At 60.1% G+C, this 25242-nt stretch carries 19 protein-coding genes and 1 tRNA gene; 17 read left to right on the top strand and 3 right to left on the bottom strand.

Translation table 11 applies throughout. The features are described 5' to 3' along the window. The first annotated feature begins 15 nt into the window (after window positions 1-15). The 5 genes from glpE (at window position 16) to PseuLF5_RS22850 (ending at window position 6803) form a co-directional block, all read left to right on the top strand. Window positions 16-345, top strand: coding sequence for a thiosulfate sulfurtransferase GlpE (glpE, locus tag PseuLF5_RS22830; protein ID WP_123469272.1), 330 nt, complete (start codon window positions 16-18; stop codon window positions 343-345). A gap of 294 nt (window positions 346-639) precedes the next feature. Further along, a complete protein-coding gene (locus tag PseuLF5_RS22835; RefSeq protein WP_003228848.1) occupies window positions 640-2562 on the top strand; it encodes a PrkA family serine protein kinase in 1923 nt (640 codons plus the stop codon). Between the two features lie 117 nt (window positions 2563-2679). Further along, on the top strand, window positions 2680-3951 hold the full coding sequence (locus PseuLF5_RS22840; protein WP_007910114.1) for a YeaH/YhbH family protein: 1272 nt from the start codon (window positions 2680-2682) through the stop codon (window positions 3949-3951). Continuing rightward, window positions 3948-5510: a SpoVR family protein gene (locus PseuLF5_RS22845; protein ID WP_123469274.1), complete on the top strand. Its 1563-nt coding sequence runs from the start codon at window positions 3948-3950 to the stop codon at window positions 5508-5510. Before PseuLF5_RS22840 ends, PseuLF5_RS22845 begins: the two co-directional genes overlap by 4 nt. A 63-nt stretch (window positions 5511-5573) precedes the next feature. After that, window positions 5574-6803, top strand: a complete 1230-nt coding sequence (locus PseuLF5_RS22850; RefSeq protein ID WP_340134802.1) for a multifunctional CCA addition/repair protein — start codon at window positions 5574-5576, stop codon at window positions 6801-6803. Window positions 6804-6885: 82 nt separating this feature from the next. Here the strand turns inward: PseuLF5_RS22850 and folK are convergent, their stop codons facing one another. Further along, window positions 6886-7404, bottom strand: a complete 519-nt coding sequence (gene folK, locus PseuLF5_RS22855; RefSeq protein ID WP_123469278.1) for a 2-amino-4-hydroxy-6-hydroxymethyldihydropteridine diphosphokinase — start codon at window positions 7402-7404, stop codon at window positions 6886-6888. After that, window positions 7395-7751: a dihydroneopterin aldolase gene (gene folB / locus PseuLF5_RS22860; RefSeq protein WP_064390789.1), complete on the bottom strand. Its 357-nt coding sequence runs from the start codon at window positions 7749-7751 to the stop codon at window positions 7395-7397. Before folB ends, folK begins: the two co-directional genes overlap by 10 nt. A gap of 74 nt (window positions 7752-7825) precedes the next feature. On the opposite strand from folB, the gene plsY reads away from it, so the two are divergent. Then, the gene (plsY, locus tag PseuLF5_RS22865) at window positions 7826-8395 is read left to right on the top strand and encodes a glycerol-3-phosphate 1-O-acyltransferase PlsY (RefSeq protein ID WP_336347445.1); all 570 of its coding nucleotides are present in this window, start codon (window positions 7826-7828) and stop codon (window positions 8393-8395) included. A 23-nt stretch (window positions 8396-8418) separates the two neighbouring features. Here plsY and tsaD read toward each other — a convergent pair whose 3' ends face one another. Beyond that, window positions 8419-9444, bottom strand: a complete 1026-nt coding sequence (tsaD, locus tag PseuLF5_RS22870; RefSeq protein WP_123469282.1) for a tRNA (adenosine(37)-N6)-threonylcarbamoyltransferase complex transferase subunit TsaD — start codon at window positions 9442-9444, stop codon at window positions 8419-8421. Window positions 9445-9643: 199 nt separating this feature from the next. On the opposite strand from tsaD, the gene rpsU reads away from it, so the two are divergent. The 11 genes from rpsU to pqqB all read left to right on the top strand — a co-directional run bounded on the left by rpsU (window position 9644) and on the right by pqqB (window position 25171). Then, complete coding sequence (gene rpsU / locus PseuLF5_RS22875) at window positions 9644-9859, top strand: 30S ribosomal protein S21 (protein ID WP_002551877.1); 216 nt, start codon at window positions 9644-9646, stop codon at window positions 9857-9859. 481 nt (window positions 9860-10340) lie between these two features. Then, window positions 10341-12305, top strand: coding sequence for a DNA primase (gene dnaG, locus PseuLF5_RS22880; protein WP_123469284.1), 1965 nt, complete (start codon window positions 10341-10343; stop codon window positions 12303-12305). A 67-nt stretch (window positions 12306-12372) separates the two neighbouring features. Beyond that, complete coding sequence (rpoD, locus tag PseuLF5_RS22885) at window positions 12373-14220, top strand: RNA polymerase sigma factor RpoD (protein WP_108592083.1); 1848 nt, start codon at window positions 12373-12375, stop codon at window positions 14218-14220. A 126-nt stretch (window positions 14221-14346) separates the two neighbouring features. Further along, the gene (locus PseuLF5_RS22890; protein WP_340134803.1) at window positions 14347-18093 is read left to right on the top strand and encodes a bifunctional diguanylate cyclase/phosphodiesterase; all 3747 of its coding nucleotides are present in this window, start codon (window positions 14347-14349) and stop codon (window positions 18091-18093) included. Window positions 18094-18108: 15 nt separating this feature from the next. After that, window positions 18109-18185, top strand: a tRNA-Ile gene (locus tag PseuLF5_RS22895). Window positions 18186-18317: 132 nt separating this feature from the next. Next, entirely contained in the window at window positions 18318-18779 is a 462-nt protein-coding gene (locus PseuLF5_RS22900) for an Lrp/AsnC family transcriptional regulator (protein WP_007910086.1), read from the top strand. A gap of 222 nt (window positions 18780-19001) precedes the next feature. Next, the gene (locus PseuLF5_RS22905) at window positions 19002-20684 is read left to right on the top strand and encodes a flavin monoamine oxidase family protein (protein ID WP_123469288.1); all 1683 of its coding nucleotides are present in this window, start codon (window positions 19002-19004) and stop codon (window positions 20682-20684) included. Window positions 20685-20696: 12 nt separating this feature from the next. After that, window positions 20697-21491 (top strand): carbon-nitrogen hydrolase family protein, encoded by a 795-nt coding sequence (locus PseuLF5_RS22910; protein WP_123469290.1) that lies wholly within the window; start codon window positions 20697-20699, stop codon window positions 21489-21491. Window positions 21492-21529: 38 nt separating this feature from the next. Beyond that, window positions 21530-23947: a pyrroloquinoline quinone biosynthesis protein PqqF gene (gene pqqF, locus PseuLF5_RS22915; RefSeq protein WP_340134804.1), complete on the top strand. Its 2418-nt coding sequence runs from the start codon at window positions 21530-21532 to the stop codon at window positions 23945-23947. A gap of 156 nt (window positions 23948-24103) precedes the next feature. Next, a complete protein-coding gene (gene pqqA, locus PseuLF5_RS22920) occupies window positions 24104-24178 on the top strand; it encodes a pyrroloquinoline quinone precursor peptide PqqA (RefSeq protein ID WP_003422658.1) in 75 nt (24 codons plus the stop codon). 81 nt (window positions 24179-24259) lie between these two features. Next, a complete protein-coding gene (gene pqqB, locus PseuLF5_RS22925; RefSeq protein WP_128613998.1) occupies window positions 24260-25171 on the top strand; it encodes a pyrroloquinoline quinone biosynthesis protein PqqB in 912 nt (303 codons plus the stop codon). Window positions 25172-25242 lie beyond the last annotated feature (71 nt).

A 25242-nucleotide genomic window follows, 5' to 3' on the forward strand; every position in this document is an offset into this window, starting at 1 on the left:
CAACAGGAACCCGCCATGAGCGAATTCAAACGAATCCCCCCGGAACAGGCCCAGGCTCTGCGCGAGCAAGGCGCCGTGGTGGTCGATGTCCGCGACCCTGCGACTTATGCCGCCCTGCATATCAGCGGTTCAAAGCACTTGGACAACCACTCGCTGCACGCCTTCATCCAAGGTGCCGATCTCGACGCACCGACGGTTGTCGTCTGCTACCACGGCAATTCCAGTCAGGGCGCTGCGGCCTATCTGGTCAGCCAAGGCTTCTCCGACGTCTACAGCATGGACGGCGGCTTCGAGCTGTGGCGTACGACTTATCCGTCGGAAACCGCGCAAGGCACCGCCGAATAATTTTTTTGTCACGTGCAGGCCCCGGCTGCCGTGGGCCTGCGCGGGGCAGACGAACGGTCTGCCACACATAATTACGTATCTCGCCTTTACCTCGCGAATTCCCAACTATCCTTAAGCCCAGGCCATCCAAAACAGGGGAGAGCCGGTACACCGGCGCACGGGTCATCGGGAGTGACTTTCAAGGTTGTCGACCGCGAAAGTGTTCTGGGGGGTAAACAAGCGGCCACCGCGGCTGCTTGCCAGCATCGACTGACTGATCCGGCGTCGGCTCCACGTATCGAGCGAGGTGACGTCATGAGTATCTTTAGCCACTTCCAACAACGCTTCGAGTCCACACGCCAGGAAGAACTCTCGCTGCAGGAGTACCTGGAACTGTGCAAAAAGGATCGCAGCGCCTACGTTTCCGCCGCCGAGCGTCTGTTAATGGCTATCGGCGAACCGGAACTGCTCGACACCTCGACCAATTCGAGGCTGTCGCGCATCTTCTCCAACAAGGTGATCCGGCGCTATCCGGCCTTTGAAGACTTCCACGGGATGGAAGAATGCATCGACCAGATTGTTTCGTATTTCCGCCACGCCGCCCAAGGCCTGGAAGAGAAGAAACAGATCCTCTATCTGCTCGGCCCTGTCGGCGGCGGTAAATCGTCCCTGGCCGAGAAGCTGAAACAACTGATGGAAAAAGTGCCCTTCTACGCGATCAAGGGCTCGCCGGTATTCGAATCACCCCTGGGTCTGTTCAACGCTACCGAAGATGGCGCGATCCTCGAGGAAGACTTCGGCATTCCACGGCGCTACCTGAACACCATCATGTCGCCATGGGCGACCAAGCGCCTGGCCGAATTCGGTGGCGACATCAGTCAGTTCCGCGTGGTGAAGCTGTACCCGTCGATCCTCAACCAGATCGCCGTGGCCAAGACCGAACCGGGCGACGAGAACAACCAGGACATCTCGGCACTGGTGGGCAAGGTCGATATCCGCAAACTCGAGGAATACCCACAGAACGACGCCGACGCCTACAGCTATTCCGGTGCGCTGTGCCGGGCCAACCAGGGCCTGATGGAATTCGTCGAAATGTTCAAGGCACCGATCAAGGTGCTGCACCCATTGCTGACCGCCACCCAGGAAGGTAACTACAACAGTACCGAAGGTCTGGGCGCGATCCCCTTCACCGGGATCCTGCTCGCGCACTCCAACGAATCGGAGTGGCACACCTTCCGCAACAACAAAAACAACGAAGCCTTCATCGACCGGATCTACATCGTCAAAGTGCCGTACTGCCTGCGCGTCAGCGACGAGGTGAAGATCTACGACAAGTTGTTGTTCAACAGCTCCCTGGCCAAGGCCCACTGCGCACCCGACACCCTGAAGATGCTGGCGCAGTTCACTGTGCTGTCACGCCTCAAGGAGCCGGAAAACTCCAACATCTATTCGAAGATGCGCGTCTACGACGGCGAAAACCTCAAGGACACCGATCCGAAGGCCAAGTCGATTCAGGAATACCGCGACTCGGCAGGCGTCGACGAGGGCATGAACGGTCTGTCGACCCGGTTTGCGTTCAAGATCCTGTCCAAGGTGTTCAACTTCGACCCGCATGAAATCGCCGCCAACCCGGTGCACCTGCTCTACGTGCTGGAACAGCAGATCGAACAGGAGCAGTTCCAGGCCGAAACCCGCGAGCGCTATCTGCGCTACCTCAAGGAATACTTGGCGCCGCGCTACATCGAATTCATCGGCAAGGAGATCCAGACCGCGTACCTCGAGTCTTACAGCGAATACGGGCAGAACATCTTCGACCGCTACGTGCTGTATGCGGACTTCTGGATTCAGGATCAGGAATACCGCGATCCGGAAACCGGCGAGATCCTCAACCGCGTGGCACTGAACGAAGAACTGGAGAAAATCGAGAAACCGGCGGGCATCAGCAATCCGAAGGATTTCCGCAACGAGATCGTCAACTTCGTCCTGCGCGCCCGGGCCAACAACAACGGCAAGAACCCGACCTGGCTCAGCTACGAAAAACTGCGGGTGGTCATCGAGAAGAAAATGTTCTCGAACACCGAGGACCTGCTGCCAGTCATCAGCTTCAACGCCAAGGCCAGCAAAGAGGATCAACAGAAACACAACGACTTCGTTACACGAATGGTCGAACGCGGCTACACCGACAAACAGGTACGGCTTCTTTCCGAATGGTACCTACGGGTCCGCAAATCGCAATAAAGCAGCTGCAAGCTTCTAGCGACAAGCTGCAAGAGAACAGCAGAGACCGGTTTCGGGAACGGGAGAGCTTTCACTTGCAGCTTGGGGCTTATGACTTGAAGCTCCCCGGAGGGGTCTATGAGCTATGTGATCGACCGACGTCTCAATGGCAAGAACAAGAGCACGGTGAACCGCCAACGTTTCCTGCGGCGTTACCGTGATCACATCAAGAAGGCTGTCGAAGAGGCGGTCAGCCGCCGCTCCATTACCGATATGGAGCACGGCGAGCAAATCAGTATTCCCGGTCGCGACATCGACGAACCGGTGCTTCATCATGGCCGCGGCGGCAAGCAGACCGTGGTGCATCCCGGCAACAAGGAGTTCACCGCCGGCGAACACATCGCCCGTCCACCGGGAGGCGGCGGCGGACGCGGGCCGGGCAAGGCCGGCAATTCCGGCGAGGGCATGGACGAGTTCGTCTTCCAGATCACTCAGGAAGAATTTCTCGAATTCATGTTCGAAGACCTCGAACTGCCGAATCTGGTCAAACGCAACCTGAGCGGTACCGACACCTTCAAGACCGTGCGCGCCGGGATCAGCAACGAAGGCAACCCTTCTCGCATCAATATCATCCGCACACTGCGTTCGGCTCACGCGCGGCGCATCGCGCTGTCCGGCAGCAGCCGGGCAAAACTGCGGGAAGTCAAAGAAGAACTTGAGCGTCTGAGACGCGAAGAACCAGACAACTTCGGCGATATTCAGGAGCTTGAGGCAGAAATCGAGAAACTCAGCGCGCGTATCCATCGCGTTCCGTTCCTCGACACGTTCGACCTGAAATACAACTTGCTGATCAAGCAGCCCAACCCCAGTTCGAAAGCGGTGATGTTCTGCCTGATGGACGTCTCCGGCTCCATGACCCAGGCCACCAAGGACATCGCCAAACGCTTCTTCATCCTTCTGTACCTGTTTCTCAAGCGGAACTACGACAAGATCGACGTGGTGTTCATCCGCCATCACACCAGCGCCCGAGAAGTCGATGAGGAGGAGTTTTTCTACTCACGGGAAACCGGCGGCACCATCGTTTCCAGCGCCCTGAAGCTGATGCAGGAGATCATGGCCGAGCGTTATCCGAGCAACGAGTGGAATATCTACGCCGCCCAAGCCTCCGACGGCGACAACTGGAACGACGACTCGCCGATCTGCCGCGACATCCTGATCAACCAGATCATGCCGTTTGTGCAGTACTACACTTATGTGGAGATCACCCCGCGCGAACATCAGGCCTTGTGGTACGAGTACGAACGCATCGCCGAAGCCTTTTCCGACACGTTTGCCCAGCAGCAACTGGTCTCGGCCGGGGATATCTATCCGGTCTTCCGTGAACTCTTCCAGCGCAGGTTAGTGACATGACCGCCAAAGAGCAGAAGCGCCAACCCATTTCCACCGGCTCCGAATGGACGTTCGAGCTGATCCAGACCTATGACCGCGAAATCGCCCGTATCGCGGCCGGTTATGCGCTGGATACCTATCCCAACCAGATCGAAGTGATCACCGCCGAGCAAATGATGGATGCGTATGCCTCGGTGGGCATGCCACTGGGTTATCACCACTGGTCCTACGGCAAGCATTTCCTCAGCACCGAAAAATCCTACAGCCGCGGGCAGATGGGCCTGGCCTACGAGATCGTGATCAACTCGGACCCGTGCATCGCCTACCTGATGGAAGAAAACACCATCTGCATGCAGGCACTGGTGGTAGCGCACGCGTGCTACGGTCACAACAGCTTCTTCAAGGGCAACTACCTGTTCCGCACCTGGACCGACGCCAGCTCGATCATTGATTACCTGGTGTTCGCCAAGCAGTACATCATGCAGTGCGAGGAACGCCACGGCATCGACGCAGTGGAAGACCTGCTCGACTCCTGCCATGCGCTGATGAACTACGGTGTCGACCGCTACAAGCGTCCGTATCCGATTTCCGCCGAAGAGGAACGCCGGCGGCAGAAGGACCGCGAAGAGCACATGCAGAAGCAGATCAACGATCTGTGGCGCACCATTCCCAAAGGCGCAGACAAATACAGCGACAAGGACAACGCACGCTTCCCGGCCGAACCGCAGGAAAACATTCTGTATTTCATCGAGAAGCACGCGCCGCTGCTGGAGCCCTGGCAGCGCGAGATCGTGCGGATCGTGCGCAAGATCGCCCAGTATTTCTATCCACAGCGCCAGACCCAGGTGATGAACGAAGGCTGGGCGACGTTCTGGCACTACACGCTGATGAACGACCTGTATGACGAGGGCCTGGTCACGGATGGGTTCATGATGGAATTTCTCACCTCGCACACCAGCGTGGTGTTCCAGCCAGGTTTCGACAGTCCCTACTACAGCGGGATCAACCCGTATGCCCTGGGCTTTGCCATGTACCGCGACATTCGGCGCATGTGCGAAGAGCCGACTGAAGAGGACCGGCGCTGGTTCCCGGACCTGGCGGGCACTGACTGGCTGTCATCCATCAAGTTCGCCATGAGCAGCTTCAAGGACGAGAGTTTCATCCTGCAATACCTGTCACCGAAGGTGATCCGCGACCTGAAACTATTCAGCATTCTCGATGATGATCAGAAGGATGATCTGCTGGTACCGGCGATCCACGACGAAGGTGGCTACCGAATCATTCGCGAAACCCTCGCTGCGCAGTACAACCTCGGCAATCGCGAACCGAACGTGCAGATCTACAGCATCGACCGCCGTGGCGACCGCTCGCTGACCCTGCGCCATCAGCAGCACGACCGCAAACCGCTGGGCGACTCCACCGACGAGGTGCTCAAACACCTGCATCGCCTGTGGGGCTTCGACATTCATCTGGAAACCCTGCAAGGCGACCAGATCATGAAAACCCATCACGTTCCGCCACGCAGTGAACACAGCGAAGGGGATTACGGCCGACTTGACCTCGCCGTCATTCATCTTTGATCCGCTTGCGGCCTCCGAAAGCCTGACACAAGGGTTATCCTGTCAGGCTAACGGAGGTTTTTTATGCAGATTTTCAAGGTTGGCGGCGCGGTTCGCGATCGCTTGCTGGGTATCCCGGTTACCGATGTCGACTGGGTGGTGGTCGGTGCAACCACGGAAGAAATGCTCGCCCAGGGTTATCGCCCGGTCGGTGCGGATTTTCCGGTGTTTCTCCATCCCAAAAGCGGCGAGGAGTACGCCCTCGCCCGCACCGAACGCAAAAGCGGTCGCGGCTATGGCGGTTTCACTTTTCACGCCAGCCCCGACGTCACGCTTGAAGAAGACTTGATCCGCCGCGACTTGACCATCAATGCGATGGCCGAAGACGATCAGCAGCATCTGACTGATCCGTATCAGGGGCAACGTGATCTCGAGAACCGGATTTTGCGCCACGTTTCCCCGGCGTTTGCCGAAGATCCTCTGCGGGTACTGCGTGTGGCGCGCTTCGCCGCCCGCTATGCCGGACTGGGTTTCACGATCGCCCCCGAGACACTCGCGTTGATGCGCCAGCTCAGCGACTCCGGCGAACTGCAAGCGTTGACGGCTGAACGCAGCTGGAAAGAAATCTCTCGGGCTTTGATGGAAGATCAGCCGCAGGTATTCATCCAGGTGCTGCGCAACTGCGGCGCACTGAAAGTGTTGATGCCGGAAGTTGACGCGCTGTTCGGCGTACCGCAACCCGAGGCTCATCATCCGGAAATAGACAGCGGTGTTCACACCCTGAGCGTGCTGGAGCAATCAGCCCTGCACAAGCAACCGCTGACCGTGCGCTGGGCTTGCCTGCTGCACGATCTCGGTAAAGGCCTGACACCGGAAGACGAGTGGCCTCGGCACATTGCCCATGAGCATAAAGGCCTGCGGCTGATCAAAGCAGTCAACGAGCGCTTCAAGGCGCCGAAGGATTGCCAGGAACTGGCGTTGCTGGTGGGCCAGTATCACACCCACGGCCATCGCGCCCTGGAACTGAAAGCATCGACGCTGCTGGAGCTGCTGCACAGTTTCGATGTGTATCGCCGGCCGCAGCGTTTCGAAGAATTCATCGTCGCCTGCGAAATGGATGCGCGCGGACGCAAAGGGCTGGAGCAGCGTAGTTATCCACAAGCGGATTATTTACGCGGCGCGGCCAAGGTAGCGCTTGGCGTGGCAGTACAGCCGTTGCTGGAGAAAGGGTTCAAAGGCCCGGAGCTGGGCGAGGCGCTCAAGCGCGAGCGGCTCAAGGCGTTGAAGGCTTACAAAGAAGCGGCGTCAGCTTGAAAGGTTTCGCGAGCAAGTCCGTCCCCACATTGCAATGCACTTCTCTGTGGGAGCGGGCTAGCTCGCGAAGGCGTCGGTCAGCTCACATCAAATCAGCAGGCGTGAGCTGCTCGCCCCGCCACTCGAACGCCACTGGCGCCAGTACCTGATCAATCTGCGCCTCGGCCCACACTGTCGCGAAGCTTTTTCCCACGCCCGGATGCACGCGATCCGGCGCAATCAGCGACAGCGGCCACAGCACAAAGGCGTTTTTCAGGATTTCGGCGCGCGGCAGCGTCAATCCATCGAAATTCCCCACCAGATCGCCGTACAACAGCACGTCGATATCCAATGGCAAACCCTTGCGATCCGGCGCGTAACGGCCGTTGTCAGCCTCGATGAACTTCAAGCGGCGATCCAGCTCCATCAGCGACAGATCGGTATAGGCCGACACCACGAAGTTGAAGAACGGCCCACTCTTGATTCCCACCGGCTGGCTTTCGAATACCGCCGAACAGCGGATATCGACCAAGAACGTCGCCAATGCGTCGAGACCTGCACGCAAATGGGTTTCACGCTCGATATTGCTACCGAGCCCGAGATAAATCTGAGTCAGCGACATCCGCGCTCGATCTCCACGCCCACGCCACCCTTGGCCGCCGGCACGGCGCCGGGCTTGGTCAATTTCAGACGCACCCAAGTGATCTTGAATTCACTCATCAGCACTTCCACCAGACGCTCGGCGAACGTCTCGACCAGTTGAAACTGTGCCTGTTCGGCAAAGGCCTGGATGCGCGTGGAGACGCTGGCGTAATCGAGCGCCAGGGTCAGGTCGTCACCGGCCGCCGCCGGACGATTGTCCCAGGCGAAGCTCAGGTCAAGACGCAGACACTGGCGGATGCCGCGCTCCCAGTCGTAGGCACCGATCACGGTGTCGACTTCCAGGCCCTCGATAAACACTCTGTCCAAGCACTTCTCTCCGCTGCACGACAAGGGCGCAATGCGCCGTTAGAATCAGGGCGTCCTCGCCCGGAATAGTTAGCATGTTTTGGTTACTGGCGACTCTCGCCTACCTGCTCGGCTCTCTGTCCTTCGCCATTTTGCTCAGCCGCCTCACCGGAAACCCGGATCCGCGAATGAGTGGCTCGGGCAATGCCGGCGCCACCAACATGCTGCGCCTGGCCGGTCGCAAACTGGCGATCCTGACCCTGCTGGGTGATCTGTGCAAAGGCCTGGTGCCGGTGCTGATTGCAGCGGCCATGAGCCTTTCGCTGCAGGATCAGGCCTGGATCGGCGTGTGCGCCGTGATCGGTCACCTGTTCCCGCTGTACTTCCGCTTTCGCGGCGGCAAAGGCGTCGCCACGGCTGCCGGCATGCTGCTGGGCCTGTATCCGCCCGCCGCGCTGCTGGCGGTGTGTGCCTGGCTGCTGACGTTCTACCTGACCCGCACCAGCTCGCTGGCGGCGCTGATCGCCACGCCGCTGACCCTGCCCTTGCTGGCCTGGCAGGAACCGGAAGCGCTATTGCCGATGAGCGCGTTGACGCTACTGATCGTCTGGCGCCACCGCGGCAATCTACGCGACCTGTTTGCCGGGCGCGAACGGCATTTTTAAATACCGCCCGTGAACGCCGCTCATCACAGCGCCGACAACTGCTCCATCGGCCAGCGCGCCTGCACGCTGATCGCCAGACTTTCCTGCTGACCGGCCTGCAAACGCTGGCAACCGGCAAACGCGATCATCGCGCCATTGTCGGTGCAGAACTCGGGACGGGCATAAAACACATCGCCCTTCATATCGCCGAGCATCTTTTCCAGCGAAACACGCAACGCCTTGTTGGCACTGACGCCGCCAGCGATCACCAGACGCTTCATCCCGGCCTGTTTCAGGGCACGCTTGCACTTGATGGTCAAAGTCTCCACCACGGCCTGCTGGAACGCCAGCGCGATGTCGCAACGGGCTTGCTCGCCGTCGTCCCCGGCGCTGACGCATTGCTGCCAGGTGTTGAGAGCAAAGGTTTTCAGGCCGCTGAAGCTGAAATCCAGGCCCGGGCGATCACACATCGGACGCGGAAAGGTAAAACGTCCTGCGACGCCCTTCTCGGCCAGCTTGGCGATTTCCGGTCCGCCCGGATAATTGAGGCCCATCATTTTTGCGGTCTTGTCGAACGCTTCGCCGGCGGCATCGTCGAGCGTTTCGCCGAGCAGGCTGTATTGGCCGATGCCATCGACCTGAACCAGCTGCGTATGACCGCCGGAGACCAACAAAGCGACGAACGGAAATTCCGGCGGTTTTGGCTCCAGCATCGGCGCCAGCAAGTGGCCTTCCATATGGTGCACACCGAGTGCCGGAATGCCCCAGGCAAACGCCAGTGCCTGCGCGCAGGAAGCACCCACCAGCAGCGCGCCGACCAGGCCAGGCCCCGCGGTGTAGGCGATGGCGTCGATCTCGGTAGGCACGCAGTCAGCCTCGGCCAACACCTGACGAATCAAGGGCAGCATGCGCTTGACGTGGTCACGCGAGGCCAGCTCCGGCACGACACCGCCGTAGACGCGGTGCAGGTCGATCTGACTGAACAGCGCATCGGCCAGCAGACCGCGTTCACTGTCATATAATGCGACGCCGGTTTCGTCGCAGGAGGTTTCTAATCCCAGTACTAGCATGGGTTTGCGCCTTGTTTAGGCTGAATTCGAAGGCGCGCATAATAGTCGCCACGCGATGCCCCGACTAGCGGTTTTCGATCAGAGGCTTTGCATTCCGAGCGATGAGGGGTTAACATCCGCAACCCTTAAAAACCGACGTCTTCAAGTGCTCTTTTGCCGCGAGGATGTTGACCCCGGTAATGAATGAAGGTAGCTCTGGATGCCAGCCGTCAAAGTTAAAGAGAACGAACCCTTCGACGTAGCTCTGCGTCGTTTCAAGCGCTCCTGCGAAAAAGCCGGTGTACTGGCTGAAGTTCGTAGCCGCGAATTTTACGAGAAGCCAACTTCTGAGCGTAAGCGCAAAGCAGCAGCCGCTGTTAAGCGTCACGCCAAGAAAGTTCAGCGCGAACAGCGCCGCGCCGTTCGTCTGTACTAATACGCAGACGATCGTAGCAAGCTTCTGCCAAGCCCGGCCCTCAGCCGGGCTAATGGCATTTGCGTAAAAACGCTTGATGCTTCACCGTCGAAGCCGCACACGCGACCTAGACAAACCCGCTTCACCGCGTCAGGCCTGGCTCTTTTGCCAGCGGTGCACGTCTTTTCTGACGAGCCTTTCAAGGCTACTGACGAGCACACCCACTGATTCCTCTCACGACGATCAGCCCAAGGCACCTGCATGCGTGCCCGCTTTATTGAGCTATCCGAGGCCCTTGACCGGCCGTCAGCGGATTCAGCGCAACACTTTCAAATAGTCGAAGGCTGATTGTTACTAACGTCAGTGGATTTTCGGCAGATACACTTCCCGACAGCGATTACGCAACCGAACCCGGTCGAACCGCCCATTGTGTGCGTTTCACTCAAGACCTGCGTCCGGCCGCCCTTCGCATCGGACTCATTACAGCGCAGACGAGAACGCCATGGCCGGGCTGATTCCCCAGAGCTTCATTGACGACCTGCTGAACCGCACCGACATCGTCGATGTGGTGAGCTCGCGCGTGCAATTGAAGAAGGCCGGCAAGAATTACACCGCCTGTTGCCCGTTTCACAAAGAGAAAACCCCGTCGTTCAGCGTCAGCCCCGACAAGCAGTTCTATTACTGCTTCGGCTGCGGCGCCGGCGGCAATGCCCTCGGCTTTCTCATGGATCACGACAACCTGGACTTCCCCCAGGCCGTCGAGGATCTGGCCAAAGCCGCCGGCATGGAAATCCCCCGCGAAGAAAGCGGTCGCCCACACAAACCGCGTCAACCGACGGATTCGCCGCTGTACCCGCTGCTCACCGCCGCCGCCGATTTTTACCGGCAGGCGCTCAAGAGCCACCCGGCACGCAAAGCCGCAGTCGACTATCTCAAGGGCCGCGGCCTGACTGGCGAAATCGCCCGGGATTTCGGCCTCGGTTTTGCACCGCCGGGCTGGGACAACCTGTTCAAGCACCTGAGCAGCGACACCTTGCAACAGAAGGCCATGATCGACGCCGGCCTGCTGATCGAGAACGCCGAAACCGGCAAACGCTATGACCGCTTCCGCGATCGCGTGATGTTTCCGATCCGCGACACCCGTGGCCGAATCATCGCTTTCGGTGGCCGGGTGCTTGGCGACGACAAGCCGAAGTACCTGAACTCACCGGAAACCCCGGTATTCCATAAAGGCCAGGAGCTCTACGGCCTTTATGAAGCGCGCAAAAACAACCGCAACCTCGACGAAATCATCGTCGTCGAAGGTTATATGGATGTCATCGCCCTCGCCCAGCAAGGCCTGCGCAATGCCGTGGCCACGCTGGGTACCGCGACCAGCGAAGAACACTTGAAACGCCTGTTTCGCGTGGTGCCGAACGTATTGTTTTGCTTCGACGGTGACCAGGCCGGCCGCAATGCCGCCTGGCGCGCACTGGAAGCGACCCTTCCATGCCTGCAGGACGGACGCCGCGCGCGCTTTCTGTTTCTGCCGGAGGGCGAAGACCCGGACACTCTGGTCCGCGCCGAAGGCACCGACGCCTTCAAGGCGCGAATCAATCAGCATGCGCAGCCACTGGCGGATTATTTCTTCCAGCAATTGACCGAAGAAGCCGATCCGCGCTCGCTCGAGGGCAAGGCGCACATGGCCACCCTCGCCGCACCGCTGATCGACAAAGTGCCGGGCGCGAACTTGCGCATCCTGATGCGGCAGCGCCTGACCGAAATCACCGGCCTGAGCAGCGAAACTGTCAGCCAGCTGGCGCAAAGTGCGCCGCAGGAAGCGCCGCCCGCCTACGATCCGGGCATCGACTACGACGCAATGCCGGATTACAGCGACTACCATCAGCCGCAGGCACAGGACATGTACGTGCCGCAGCAGGAGTGGACGCCGAAGAAACCCGGCGCTGGCGGCAAGAAATGGGACAAAAAGCCCTGGGACAAGAACGGCAAGCGTGGCGATCGCGATCAACCGCAGCGTCAGCGCACGCCGATTGGCGTCGAATCGCCGACCCTGACCGCCCTGCGCACCTTGCTTCATCACCCGCAACTGGCCGAGCGCGTTGAAGACGCCGGGCACATTGCGGACGAAAACCAGACCAATGCCCAGTTGCTTGTGGCCTTGCTCGAAGCCGTACAGAAGAATCCCAAGCTAAACTCATTTCAGTTGATCGCGCGATGGCACGGCACTGAACAGGGGCGTCTGCTCAAGGCACTGGCTGAAAAGGAATGGTTGATTGACGGAGATAACCTTGAACAACAGTTTTTCGACACCATTACTAGCTTGTCAGCCCGCCAACGCGAGCGAAATCTGGAACAGTTGCTCAGGAAAGCGCGTCAAAGCGAACTGAGTGCCGAAGAGAAAAATCAACTGCGCGACCTTTTAAGTCGCAATGTTTCCGCATCAAACCCGACCTCAACTGGCGCGTGAGGTCATAGCTCAGGTATAATCCTCGGCTTGTTTTTTGCCCGCCAAGACCTTCAGTGGATAGGGTGTTATGTCCGGAAAAGCGCAACAGCAGTCTCGTATTATTGAGTTGATCAAACTGGGTCGTGAGCAGAAGTATCTGACTTACGCCGAGGTCAACGACCACCTGCCCGAGGATATTTCAGATCCGGAGCAGGTGGAAGACATCATCCGCATGATTAACGACATGGGGATCCCCGTACACGAGAGTGCTCCGGATGCGGACGCCCTTATGTTGGCCGACGCCGATACCGACGAGGCCGCTGCGGAAGAAGCAGCCGCCGCGTTGGCAGCGGTGGAGACCGATATCGGTCGCACCACCGACCCCGTGCGCATGTACATGCGTGAAATGGGTACGGTCGAGCTTCTGACTCGTGAAGGCGAAATCGAAATCGCCAAACGTATCGAAGAAGGCATCCGTGAAGTGATGAGCGCTATCGCGCACTTCCCTGGCACGGTTGACCACATTCTCTCCGAGTACACCCGCGTCACCACCGAAGGTGGTCGCCTGTCCGACGTACTGAGCGGTTACATCGACCCGGACGACGGCATTGCGCCGCCGGCGGCCGAAGTGCCGCCGCCGATCGACGCGAAAGCCGCCAAGGCTGACGACGACACCGACGACGATGACGCCGAAGCTTCGGATGACGAAGAAGAAGCCGAAAGCGGTCCGGATCCGGTCATCGCTGCCCAGCGTTTCGGCGCTGTGGCCGATCAGATGGAAATCACCCGCAAGGCCCTGAAAAAGCACGGTCGTCACAACAAGGCAGCGGTTGCCGAGTTGCTGGCCCTGGCCGAGCTGTTCATGCCGATCAAACTGGTGCCGAAGCAATTCGAAGCCTTGGTCGAGCGTGTTCGCAGCGCCCTGGATCGTCTGCGTCAGCAAGAGCGCGCGATCATGCAACTGTGCGTACGTGATGCACGTATGCCACGCGCCGATTTCCTGCGTCAGTTCCCGGGCAATGAAGTCGACGAAAGCTGGTCCGACGCACTGGCCAAAGGCAAGAGCAAATACGCCGAAGCCATTGGTCGCGTACAGCCGGACATCATCCGTTGCCAGCAGAAGCTGATTGCGCTGGAAACCGAGACCGGCCTGACCATTGCTGAAATCAAGGACATCAACCGTCGCATGTCGATCGGTGAGGCCAAGGCCCGCCGCGCGAAGAAAGAGATGGTTGAAGCGAACTTGCGTCTGGTGATCTCGATCGCCAAGAAGTACACCAACCGCGGCCTGCAATTCCTCGATCTGATCCAGGAAGGCAACATCGGTCTGATGAAAGCGGTGGACAAGTTCGAATACCGTCGTGGTTACAAGTTCTCGACTTATGCCACCTGGTGGATCCGTCAGGCGATCACTCGCTCGATCGCCGACCAGGCCCGCACCATCCGTATTCCGGTGCACATGATCGAGACGATCAACAAGCTCAACCGTATTTCCCGCCAGATGCTGCAGGAAATGGGTCGCGAACCGACTCCGGAAGAGCTGGGCGAACGCATGGAAATGCCTGAGGACAAGATCCGCAAGGTGTTGAAGATCGCTAAAGAGCCGATCTCCATGGAAACCCCGATCGGTGATGACGAAGACTCTCATCTGGGTGACTTCATCGAAGACTCGACCATGCAGTCGCCAATCGATGTTGCAACCGTTGAAAGCCTGAAAGAAGCGACCCGCGAAGTGCTGTCCGGCCTCACTGCCCGTGAAGCCAAGGTACTGCGCATGCGTTTCGGTATCGACATGAACACCGACCACACACTCGAAGAAGTGGGCAAACAGTTTGACGTAACCCGTGAGCGGATCCGTCAGATCGAAGCCAAGGCGCTGCGCAAGCTGCGCCACCCGACGCGAAGCGAGCATCTGCGCTCCTTCCTCGACGAGTGATACCAGAACCCCCGGCCCAGGCCGGGGGTTTTGTTTTCCGGTCAGATTAAATTCCGCGCACCACCCCTCCCCCGCATAGCCCGTCTACACTCGAAACAATCACCCCCGTGCCATAACGAGAGCGTTATGCCCAGACTGGCGTCCGTGCTTTTTTTGCTGTCACTGATGATCTGGACCGCAACGGCTGACGCGCTGACTCTGACCGATGAAGAACGTAGCTGGCTGGCGGCTCACCCGGACTTGCGCCTGGGTGTAGATGCGTCGTGGCCGCCCTTTGAGTTTCGCGACGATCAGTCCCGCTATCAGGGGCTGGCGGCGGACTATATTGATGTGATCCGCCAGCGCCTGGCGGTCAAACTCACGCCCATCGAGCCCGTGAGCTGGACCGTGGTGCTGGAGCAGGTCAAGCAAGGCAAGATCGACCTGCTGCCGGGCATCATGTCCACGCCGGAGCGCCAGACCTATTTGTCGTTCACCCGGCCCTATCTCGACTTCCCGATCGTCATCCTCGCCCACGTCGGCGGCGCGCAACCACGCAAACTCGAAGACCTGTACGGCCTGAAGATTGCCGTGGTGGAAAACTACGCGCCCCATGAGCTCCTGCGCACCCACCATCCGGATCTGAACCTGGTGGCCATGCCCAACGTCAGTTCGGCGCTGCAGGCGCTGGCGACCGACGAGGTGGATGCCGTCGTCGGCGACCTCGCCTCCAGCGTCTGGAGCCTGCGCCAACTGAAACTCGACGGCCTGTACGTCAGCGGCGAAACGCCGTATCGCTATCAACTGGCGATGGCCGTGCCACGCGAAAACAAGATGCTGGTGGGTATTCTCGACAAAGTGCTCGCCGACATGAGTCCTGCCGAAATCAGCAGCATTCAGGAACATTGGGTCGGCAACGTCCTCGATCATCGGACATTCTGGTCAGATCTACTGGTCTACGGTTTGCCGGGTCTGGCGCTGTTGATCATCGTGCTGGCCGTGGTGATCCGCATCAACCGCCGCCTGAGCTCGGAAATCGCTCGCCGCATCGACCTCGAACAGGAGCTGCGCAGCAGCGAATACCACTATCGCGGACTGGTAGAGAGTTTGTCGGCGATTGCCTGGGAAGCGCGGATGAGCGACTTCACCTACAGCTATGTGTCGCCCCACGCTGAAGATTTGCTCGGTTATCCCCTGTCCCATTGGCTGATCCCGGGGTTCTGGCGCAACATCATTCACCCGGCGGACCTGACCCGCGCACAAGCGTTCTGCGACCACGAAGTGTTGGCCGGCCGCGATCACAGCCTCGATTACCGGGTGATCACCGCCGACGGCCGCTGCCTGTGGGTACGCGATATCGTCAGCCTGATCGAGCACGGCCATGAACCCGTGATGCGCGGCCTGATGATTGATATCAGCGAAACCAAGCGCACGGAAGAAGCCCTGCGCCTGTCGGAGCAGAAGTTCGCCTCGGTGTTCCAGCAATGCCCGGACATTCTGGTGATTGCACGGCTGTCGGACGGCTGCCTGCTGGAGGTCAACGAAGCCTTTGAAGAACAGATCGGCCTGAAAGCCGAAGAGGTCATCGGCCAGACCGCCACCGAGCTCAACATCTGGGGCATTCCCGGGGTCGGGCCGGGGTTGTTGCAGCGATTGCAGGCCGGCAGCATCCGCAACCTGGAGATGCCCTTTCGCCGCCACAATGGCCAGGTGTTCACCGGCCTGATCTCTGCCGAGCCGTTCGACCTCGACACCACGCCGGCGCTCGTGGTCGTGGTGCGCGACATCACCCAGCTCAAGGAAACCCAGCAACAACTGCAAACTTCCGAAGAAAAGTTCGCCAAGGCCTTCCATGCCTCGCCGGACGGTTTGCTGCTGTCGCGCCAGAGCGACGGCTTGCTGCTGGAGGTCAACGAAGGCTTCAGTCGCATCACCGGTTTCAATAGCGCCATGTCGGTGGATCGCTCGGCGCTGGATCTGGGCATCTGGGTCAACCTCAACGAACGCAAGCAGATGCTCGACCTGCTGCACCGCGACGGCTTCGTCCGCGACTTCACCTGCCATATCCGCCGCAGCGACGGGCAGATTCGCCTGTGCGAAGTGTCCAGCCGACCGCTGCCGATTGGCGAAGAAGACTGCATGCTGACCATCGCCCGCGATATCACCGAACGTCATTTGATGCAGGAAAAACTGCAACAGGCTGCGACCGTGTTCGAGAGCACCGCCGAAGGCGTGTTGATCACCGACACCCAGCAACACATCAGCGCAGTCAATCGCGCCTTCACCGAAATCACTGGCTACAGCGAAAGCGAAGCCCTCGGCCATACACCGCGCCTGCTCGCCTCCGGCCTGCACGACAGCGCGTTTTATGCAGCGATGTGGCACCAGTTGACCGACGAGGGACACTGGCAAGGCGAAATCTCCAACCGGCGTAAAAACGGCGAGCTGTATCCGAGCTGGCTGACCATCAGTGCCGTGCGCAATCGCGACAAATTCATCACCCACTTCGTCGCGGTGTTTGCCGATATTTCCAGCCTCAAGCACGCCCAGGCCAAACTCGATTACCAGGCGCATCACGACCCGCTGACCGGCCTGCCGAACCGCACCCTGTTTGAAAGTCGCCTGCTCACCGCGTTGAACAGCCAGCAGGAAAACGGCGGTCAGGGCGCGGTGCTGTTTCTCGATCTCGACCGCTTCAAGCACATCAATGACAGCCTCGGTCACCCGGTCGGCGACCTGCTGCTCAAGGGCATCGCGGTGCGTTTGAAAGAACAGCTGCGCGACATCGACACCGTCGCCCGTCTGGGGGGCGATGAATTCATCATCCTGCTGCCTGGCCTGCACCAGGCCAGCGATGCCGACCATATCGCCACCAAACTGCTCAACTGCTTCGGCGCACCGTTCCAGGCCGGCGAACACGAGTTCTTCATCAGCGCCAGCATCGGCACCAGCCTGTATCCGCGCGACGGTTGCGATGTCGCCACTCTGGTGAAAAACGCCGATGCGGCGATGTACCGCTCCAAGGCCAAGGGCCGCAACCGCGTCGAAAGCTACACCCGCGACCTCACCGCCCAGGCCAGCGAGCGCGTGGCGCTGGAACACGAGTTGCGCCGGGCCATCGAGCGCGATGAATTGCACCTCTACTACCAACCCAAGATCAGCCTCGACGACCATCGTCTGGTCGGCGCCGAAGCGCTGATTCGCTGGCGCCACCCGACCTTTGGCGAGGTGCCGCCCGAGCACTTCATCCCGCTGGCCGAAGAGAACGGCATGATCCTGCAGATTGGCGACTGGGTCTTGGAGACCGCGTGCCGGCAGATGTTCGAGTGGAACCAGGTCTACGACAGCCTCGGCCCGCTCTCGGTCAACCTCGCCGGTGCGCAACTGCGCCAGCCAAATCTGCTCGGACGCATTGAGCAACTGCTCAAAGACAACCGTCTGATGCCGGATTTACTGCAACTGGAAATTACCGAGAACTTCATCATGAGTCAGGCCGAGGAGGCCCTGGCCGTGCTGCACCAACTCAAACGCCTCGGCGTACAACTGGCCATCGACGACTTCGGCACCGGCTATTCCTCACTCAGCTACCTCAAGCGCCTGCCGCTGGACATCCTCAAGATCGACCAGTCGTTCGTCCGCGGCCTGCCGGACGATCCCCACGACGCGGCGATTGTGCGGGCGATCATCGCCCTGGGCCGGAGCATGCAATTCACCGTGATCGCCGAAGGCGTCGAAACCCAGGCCCAGCAACAATTCCTCGCCGCCGAAGGCTGCGAACAGATCCAGGGCTACATCGTCAGCCTGCCGCTGCCACCGGAAGAATTCGCCGCGACGTTTCTTCGCGCAACCGTATCGGATTATTCGGATAGCACAGCAGAGAAACCGTCGCTATAATCCGCGACCTACTGAGGGCCTATAGCTCAGTTGGTTAGAGCAGAGGACTCATAATCCTTTGGTCCACGGTTCAAGTCCGTGTGGGCCCACCACATTTGAAAGCCGCGCATTGCGCGGCTTTTTCGTTTCCGCGTTCAGCCCCCGACAACGATAAGGGGCTTACATATCCAGCCGGTTGACGCTGTAACATGCTCCACCAAGATCCGCGCCCCATGGAGCCTCCCTTGCCCGACATCCGCCCGCCCGTGCTTGATGAAATCGACCGCCAGCTAATCGCCGCCCTGCAGATCAACGCCCGCGAGAGCGTGGCGATGCTTGCCCGGCAGCTAGGCATTGCGCGAACCACCGTAACTTCCCGACTGGCGCGGCTGGAAAAGGCCAAAGTGATCACCGGGTATGGCGTGCGCCTGGGGCAGCGGGTGGTCGATGGCGGGTTGCAGGCGTATGTCGGGATCAAGGTGCAGCCGCGTTCCGGCAAAGAGGTGTTGCGGCGCTTGAGTGCGATGGCGCAGGTGCAGCAGTTGTGTGCGGTGAGTGGCGAATTTGACTATGTGGCGTGGTTGCGCACGGATTCGCCGGAGCAGCTGGATCAGTTACTGGATCAGATTGGCAGTGTGGATGGGGTGGAGAAGACAACCACGTCGATTATTTTGAGTAGCAAGATTGATCGGGGGCAGCCGGTTTAAGGTCGTGTCCGGACTTCCCGGGTGGATTACAGGCCTCTTCGCGAGCAGGCTCGCTCCTACATATTGGTCGGTATGTAGTCTCCAATCGTCATATTGTTCAGTTAATTAGCAAAACGACGACACTTTGCGTCTTATTAACGTGTTCTACGCTCCCTAGAATGGCTGGCATCTTTTCCTATACTCAGACGCGCACTCAGCGTCGGGTCGCCAGCAAGGTCAGCCATGAACAAGAACAATCGCCATCCTGCAGACGGTAAAAAGCCAGTCACCATTTTCGGTCCGGACTTTCCCTTCGCTTTCGACGACTGGATCGAACACCCGGCAGGTCTCGGCAGCATTCCTGAACACCATCACGGCGCTGAAGTGGCGATTGTCGGCGCGGGTATCGCCGGTCTGGTAGCTGCTTACGAACTGATGAAGCTCGGCTTGAAACCGGTGGTCTACGAGGCTTCGAAGCTCGGCGGGCGCCTGCGCTCGCAAGCGTTCAACGGCACTGACGGCATCGTCGCGGAACTCGGCGGCATGCGCTTCCCGGTGTCCTCCACCGCGTTCTACCACTACGTCGACAAGCTCGGCCTCGAGACCAAACCGTTCCCGAATCCGTTGACGCCGGCCTCCGGCAGCACGGTGATCGACCTGGAAGGCAAAACCCATTACGCACAAAGCCTGAAGGATCTTCCTGCACTGTTCCAGGAAGTGGCTGACGCCTGGGCGGATGCATTGGAGGCCGGCTCGCAGTTCGCCGATATCCAGCAAGCGATCCGCGACCGCGACGTGCCACGCCTCAAGGAACTGTGGAACAAACTCGTGCCGCTGTGGGACGACCGCACCTTCTACGACTTCGTGGCCACGTCCAAGGCGTTTGCCAAACTGTCGTTTCATCACCGCGAAGTGTTCGGTCAGGTCGGTTTCGGCACCGGCGGCTGGGACTCGGACTTCCCCAACTCGATGCTGGAAATCTTCCGCGTGGTGATGACCAACTGCGACGATCACCAGCATCTGGTGGTCGGCGGCGTGGAACAAGTGCCACAAGGCATCTGGCGCCATGTGCCGGAGCGTTGCGTGCACTGGCCGGAAGGCACCAGCCTGAAATCCCTGCACCGTGGCGCGCCGCGTTCCGGCGTGAAGAAAATCGCCCACGCACCGGATGGCCGTTTCGCCGTCACCGACAACAACGGCGACACCCGCGAATATGCCGCCGTGTTGACCACTTGCCAGAGCTGGCTGCTGACCACCCAGATCGAATGCGACGAAAGCCTGTTCTCGCAAAAGATGTGGATGGCGCTGGATCGCACGCGCTACATGCAGTCGTCGAAGACCTTCGTGATGGTCGACCGCCCGTTCTGGAAGGACAAGGATCCGGAAACCGGCCGCGACCTGATGAGCATGACCCTCACCGATCGCCTGACCCGTGGCACCTACCTGTTCGACAACGGCGACGACAAGCCCGGCGTGATCTGCCTGTCGTACTCGTGGATGAGCGACGCACTGAAGATGCTGCCGCACCCGGTGGAAAAACGTGTGGAACTGGCGCTGAACGCACTGAAAAAGATCTACCCGAAAGTCGACATCGCCGCGCGCATCATCGGCGACCCGATCACCGTGTCGTGGGAAGCCGACCCGTACTTCCTCGGTGCGTTCAAGGGCGCCCTGCCCGGCCACTATCGCTACAACCAGCGCATGTACGCGCACTTCATGCAGGACGACATGCCCGCCGAGCAGCGCGGGATTTTCATCGCCGGTGACGACGTATCGTGGACCCCGGCGTGGGTCGAAGGCGCGGTGCAGACCTCGCTCAACGCGGTGTGGGGCATCATGAAGCACTTTGGTGGCTCGACACATAAAGCGAACCCGGGCCCGGGTGATGTGTTCAAAGACATCGGCCCTATCGCCCTGCCCGAGTAAGAGGAATCCGAGATGCGTGTAGCCCTTTACCAATGTCCACCGCTGCCCCTGGACCCCGCCGCCAACCTGCACCGTTTGCACCAAGTGGCGATGGAGGCCAAGGGCGCCGACTTGCTGGTGTTGCCGGAGATGTTTCTGACCGGCTACAACATTGGTGCCGAGGCGGTCAGCACATTGGCCGAGGTCTACAACGGTGAATGGGCGCAACAGATCGGCCGTATCGCCAAGGCTGCCGGTCTGGCGATTGTCTACGGCTACCCGGAGCGTACTGCCGACGGGCAGATCTACAACGCCGTGCAGTTGATCGACTCGCACGGCGAGCGTTTGTGCAATTACCGCAAGACCCACCTGTTCGGTGATCTGGACCGGTCGATGTTCAGCCCCGGCGACGATGCATTTCCTGTGGTCGAGCTCAACGGCTGGAAGCTCGGTTTCCTGATCTGCTACGACCTGGAGTTTCCGGAGAACGCGCGGCGTCTGGCCCTGGCCGGCGCCGAGCTGATTCTGGTGCCGACGGCGAACATGATTCCATTCGATTTCGTCGCCGACGTCACCGTGCGTTCCCGCGCCTTCGAAAACCAGTGCTACGTGGCCTACGCCAACTATTGCGGGCAGGAAGGCGAGATCCACTATTGCGGGCAAAGCAGCATCGCCGCGCCGGACGGCAGTCGTATCGCCCAGGCTGGCCTGGATGAAGCGCTGATCGTCGGGGAGCTAGATCGGCAGTTGATGGTCGATTCCCGCGCCGCCAATCGCTACCTCAGTGACCGCCGTCCGGAGCTTTACGGCGCGCTCAACAAGCGTTAATCCGCTAGCATTGGCACTTCACTGTTCTGGAAGTGCCCATGCCTGCGCCGACTCACCCCCGCCTTCACTCTGAAACCCTGGCCAACGGCTTGCGCGTGACCCTGCGTCAGGTGCCTGACCTCAAGCGCAGCGCGGCTGCGTTGCGGGTGGCTGCCGGCAGCCATGATGTGCCGCTCGAATGGCCGGGGCTGGCGCATTTTCTTGAGCATTTGCTGTTTCTCGGTACCGCACGTTTTCCTGCCGATCAGGCACTGATGGCCTACGTGCAAAGGCATGGCGGCCTAGTGAATGCCAGCACCCGCGAGCGCGCGACCGATTTTTTCTTTGAACTGCCGACTACGGCCTTCAGCGCCGGGCTGGATCGACTGTCAGACATGCTCGCCCAGCCGCGTATGAATAAGGACGATCAGTTGCGTGAACGCGAAGTGCTGGAGGCGGAATTTGTCGCGTGGTCGCAGGATCCCACAGCGCAGCAGGCACTGTCCTTGTACGAGGGTTTGCCGCCAGAGCATCCATTGCGCGGATTTCATGCAGGTAATCGCGACAGCCTGAAGGTCGAGCAACCGGCGTTTCAGCAGGCGTTGAAGGACTTCCATCAGCGCTTCTATCGCACCGGCCAAATGACCTTGAGTCTGGTCGGGCCGCAGAGCCTGGAGGCGTTGCGTGCACTGGCTCAGCAGTTCGCCGCGGCGCTGCCGGTTGGGGATAACGTTGCGCAAACGGCAACCCAGCCGTTGCAGGCGAAAAGTTATCAACAGGTCGGCGAACAGCACTGCAATCTGCTGTTTGCCTTCGAAGCGCTGCCCGACACCTGCGCCGAAGCGCTGGCGTTCCTCTGCCACTGCTTGAACAACGCCAAACCCGGCGGCCTGCTCGCCCATCTGCAGCAACAGAAGCTCGCGGACAGCCTGAAAGCCACGCCGCTGTACCACTTTGCCGGACAGGCCTTGCTGCACCTGCAACTCACCGCGCCCGCCGAATGCCTGAATGTGATTCGCGAGCATGTGCTGGATTGGCTGAGTTTCTTCGCCGCGCAACAGGACTGGCCAGCGTTGCGTGACGAATACGCCAGGCTGCTTGAACGTCAGCAGCAGGTCGGCGGCGCACTGCACCTGGCACAGCTCGACTGCGAACAGCTCGAACACGGCTTGTCGGAACACGGCGTCGTCGCCCTCAAACAGATCCTGCGCGACATCGGCGTTGTGGATAACTTCAGCGCGCATTGGCACCTGCCTGCCGCCAATCCTTTCCTCGGTTCCAGCGAACCACTGGCCAACGCCGGGCTGATTCGCGGTCAAACCAGCGCCCACCGAGGCCTGCGCACGTTCGCTCAGGATCGCTCACGCAGCCGCCGCGAACGCTCGCCGATGCAATTCAGCCAGGCCTTGGCGGACACGGGTGAAGAAGGTGCGATTTACCTGCGCTGGCAACTGGAAGCCGCGGCAACGGCCGAGCTGCATGGGAAGCTGCAACGCAGTCTGCGCGAAACCCGGGAAGACGCACGTCAGGCCGGGGTTGAGCTGTCGTTGAGTACCAGCGGTGCTCAATGGCTGCTGAAACTGACCGGCCTGCAAGAACCGATGCCCAGTGTCCTGGAGCATGCGCTGAAATGTCTGACGCAAGTTGACGCCGATTCTGCGAGCGCCGAGCCAGAAGCACCGTTGATACCGATCCGCCAGTTGCTCAAGGCATTGCCGGAAAGTTGCCTGCCAGCGGCGCCGCGCTCGGACGACATCAAGGAGCTGTGGACAACTTCCCGCTGGGACGGACTGGCCCTTGGCCTCAGCGCACAGACTCAATCCGCCTTGGGCCTGGCTCTGAGTCGCATCCCCGGTATCCCGGACAATCAACTCCCCGCCCCGCCAGTGAGCAATGCTCGACAGATCTGGAGCCACATCGACAGCGCCTCCAGCGAGCATGCGCTGCTGTTGTTCTGCCCGACCGCAAGCCACGAGATCGCCGACGAAGCCGCCTGGCGCCTGCTCGCGCAGCTCTGCCAGACACCGTTCTATCAGCGCCTGCGGGTCGAATTGCAGCTGGGTTACGCGGTGTTCAGCGCCTTGCGCCAGCTGCACGGCCAGACCGGCTTGCTGTTTGGCGTGCAATCGCCGACGTCCGACCCGGTTGCGCTGCTCGATCACATCCGGCAGTTTCTTCAAAGCATTCCCGCGCTGATCGAAACCTTCGATGACGCCAACCTTGAGCAACTGCGCCAGTCTCTGGCCGAGCAGTTCGACGACACCTCAATGTCGTTCACAAACGCGGCCGAGCTGCTGTGGCAAGCGAAACTCGCCGGCCACTCATCGGATTATCGTGCGCAGTTGATCGACGCCATTGGTCAGCTCGATCGCCCTTTCCTGCTGGCGGCGGCACAGCGACTGATCCAGGCCGAAGGCGGCTGGCACTGTCTGGCCAGCAGCGCGGCACCGGGCATGCCGTGGCAAGCGGGAAATTGATCATTACTCAGGCTGCAAGGAGCTTTCTCAAAGATTCACGGGCAATCACCTGGAAATTTTGAGTAACATAGCAGCCTAACTATTTGGAACATCCCTGCGCTGCCGTGGACTATAACTATGGACAGCGCTATCCCACCCACCCTGAAGGAGACACCCATGTCCTGGACAAAACCGGCTTACACCGACCTGCGTATCGGCTTCGAAGTCACCATGTACTTCGCCAGCCGCTGAGTTCTGCCTACGCAGACTTGCAGTGCAACGCCTCGGCTCGCCGGGGCGTTTTATTTTCAGCGTTGAAAGATGGGAGCGTTCATGTTCGTCCAGATTCTGGGTTCGGCCGCCGGTGGCGGATTTCCGCAGTGGAACTGCAACTGCGTCAACTGCGCAGGTTTTCGCGACGGCAGCCTGAACGCCAAGGCCCGCACCCAATCGTCCATTGCGATTTCCGATGATGGCGTGAACTGGGTGCTGTGCAACGCCTCGCCGGATATCCGCGCACAACTGCAAAGCTTCGCCCCGATGCAACCGGGCCGCGCCCTGCGTGACACCGGCATCAGCGCGATCATCCTGATGGACAGCCAGATCGACCACACCACCGGTCTGCTCAGCCTGCGCGAAGGCTGCCCGCATCAGGTCTGGTGTACGGACATGGTTCACGAAGACCTGAGCACCGGTTTCCCGCTGTTCAAGATGCTCACCCACTGGAACGGCGGGTTGAACTGGAACCGCATCGAACTCGACCAGAGCTTCACCGTCGCCGCGTGCCCGAACCTGCGCTTTACCCCGCTGCCGTTGCGCAGCGCTGCGCCGCCGTACTCGCCGCACCGCTTCGACCCGCACCCGGGCGACAACATTGGCCTGATCGTCGAAGACCTGAACACCGGCGGCAAACTGTTCTACGCGCCGGGCCTGGGCAAGGTTGATGCGCCGCTGCTGGAAATCATGGCTGGCAGCGATTGCCTGCTGGTGGATGGCACGCTGTGGGACGACGATGAAATGCAGCGCCGTGGCGTCGGCACCCGCACCGGTCGCGAGATGGGCCACCTGGCGCAGAACGGCGCCGGCGGCATGCTCGAAGTGCTGGAGCAGTTGCCCGAGCAGCGCAAGGTGCTTATCCACATCAACAACACCAACCCGATTCTCGATGAGGATTCGGCGGAGCGTGCGGAACTGGCGCGGCGTAATGTTGAAGTGGCGTTCGATGGCATGAGTATTGTGCTGTAACTGATGGCCCCATCGCTGGCAAGCCAGCTCCCACCGGTGTTGTGAACACCGCAAAACCCTGTGGGAGCTGG

The sequence above is a fragment of the Pseudomonas sp. LF-5 genome (genome assembly GCF_037626295.1).
Classification (GTDB): domain Bacteria; phylum Pseudomonadota; class Gammaproteobacteria; order Pseudomonadales; family Pseudomonadaceae; genus Aquipseudomonas; species Aquipseudomonas monsensis.

Coding starts and splice junctions, on each gene's coding strand:
- dnaG (WP_123469284.1), top strand. CDS start 10,341: ATGGCCGGGCTGATTCCCCAGAGCTTCATTGACGACCTGCTGAACCGC.
- rpoD (WP_108592083.1), top strand. CDS start 12,373: ATGTCCGGAAAAGCGCAACAGCAGTCTCGTATTATTGAGTTGATCAAA.
- PseuLF5_RS22835 (WP_003228848.1), top strand. CDS start 640: ATGAGTATCTTTAGCCACTTCCAACAACGCTTCGAGTCCACACGCCAG.
- PseuLF5_RS22910 (WP_123469290.1), top strand. CDS start 20,697: ATGCGTGTAGCCCTTTACCAATGTCCACCGCTGCCCCTGGACCCCGCC.
- PseuLF5_RS22840 (WP_007910114.1), top strand. CDS start 2,680: ATGAGCTATGTGATCGACCGACGTCTCAATGGCAAGAACAAGAGCACG.
- plsY (WP_336347445.1), top strand. CDS start 7,826: ATGTTTTGGTTACTGGCGACTCTCGCCTACCTGCTCGGCTCTCTGTCC.
- pqqB (WP_128613998.1), top strand. CDS start 24,260: ATGTTCGTCCAGATTCTGGGTTCGGCCGCCGGTGGCGGATTTCCGCAG.
- folK (WP_123469278.1), bottom strand. CDS start 7,404: ATGTCGCTGACTCAGATTTATCTCGGGCTCGGTAGCAATATCGAGCGT.
- glpE (WP_123469272.1), top strand. CDS start 16: ATGAGCGAATTCAAACGAATCCCCCCGGAACAGGCCCAGGCTCTGCGC.
- tsaD (WP_123469282.1), bottom strand. CDS start 9,444: ATGCTAGTACTGGGATTAGAAACCTCCTGCGACGAAACCGGCGTCGCA.
- rpsU (WP_002551877.1), top strand. CDS start 9,644: ATGCCAGCCGTCAAAGTTAAAGAGAACGAACCCTTCGACGTAGCTCTG.
- PseuLF5_RS22890 (WP_340134803.1), top strand. CDS start 14,347: ATGCCCAGACTGGCGTCCGTGCTTTTTTTGCTGTCACTGATGATCTGG.
- pqqF (WP_340134804.1), top strand. CDS start 21,530: ATGCCTGCGCCGACTCACCCCCGCCTTCACTCTGAAACCCTGGCCAAC.
- PseuLF5_RS22850 (WP_340134802.1), top strand. CDS start 5,574: ATGCAGATTTTCAAGGTTGGCGGCGCGGTTCGCGATCGCTTGCTGGGT.
- PseuLF5_RS22905 (WP_123469288.1), top strand. CDS start 19,002: ATGAACAAGAACAATCGCCATCCTGCAGACGGTAAAAAGCCAGTCACC.
- PseuLF5_RS22845 (WP_123469274.1), top strand. CDS start 3,948: ATGACCGCCAAAGAGCAGAAGCGCCAACCCATTTCCACCGGCTCCGAA.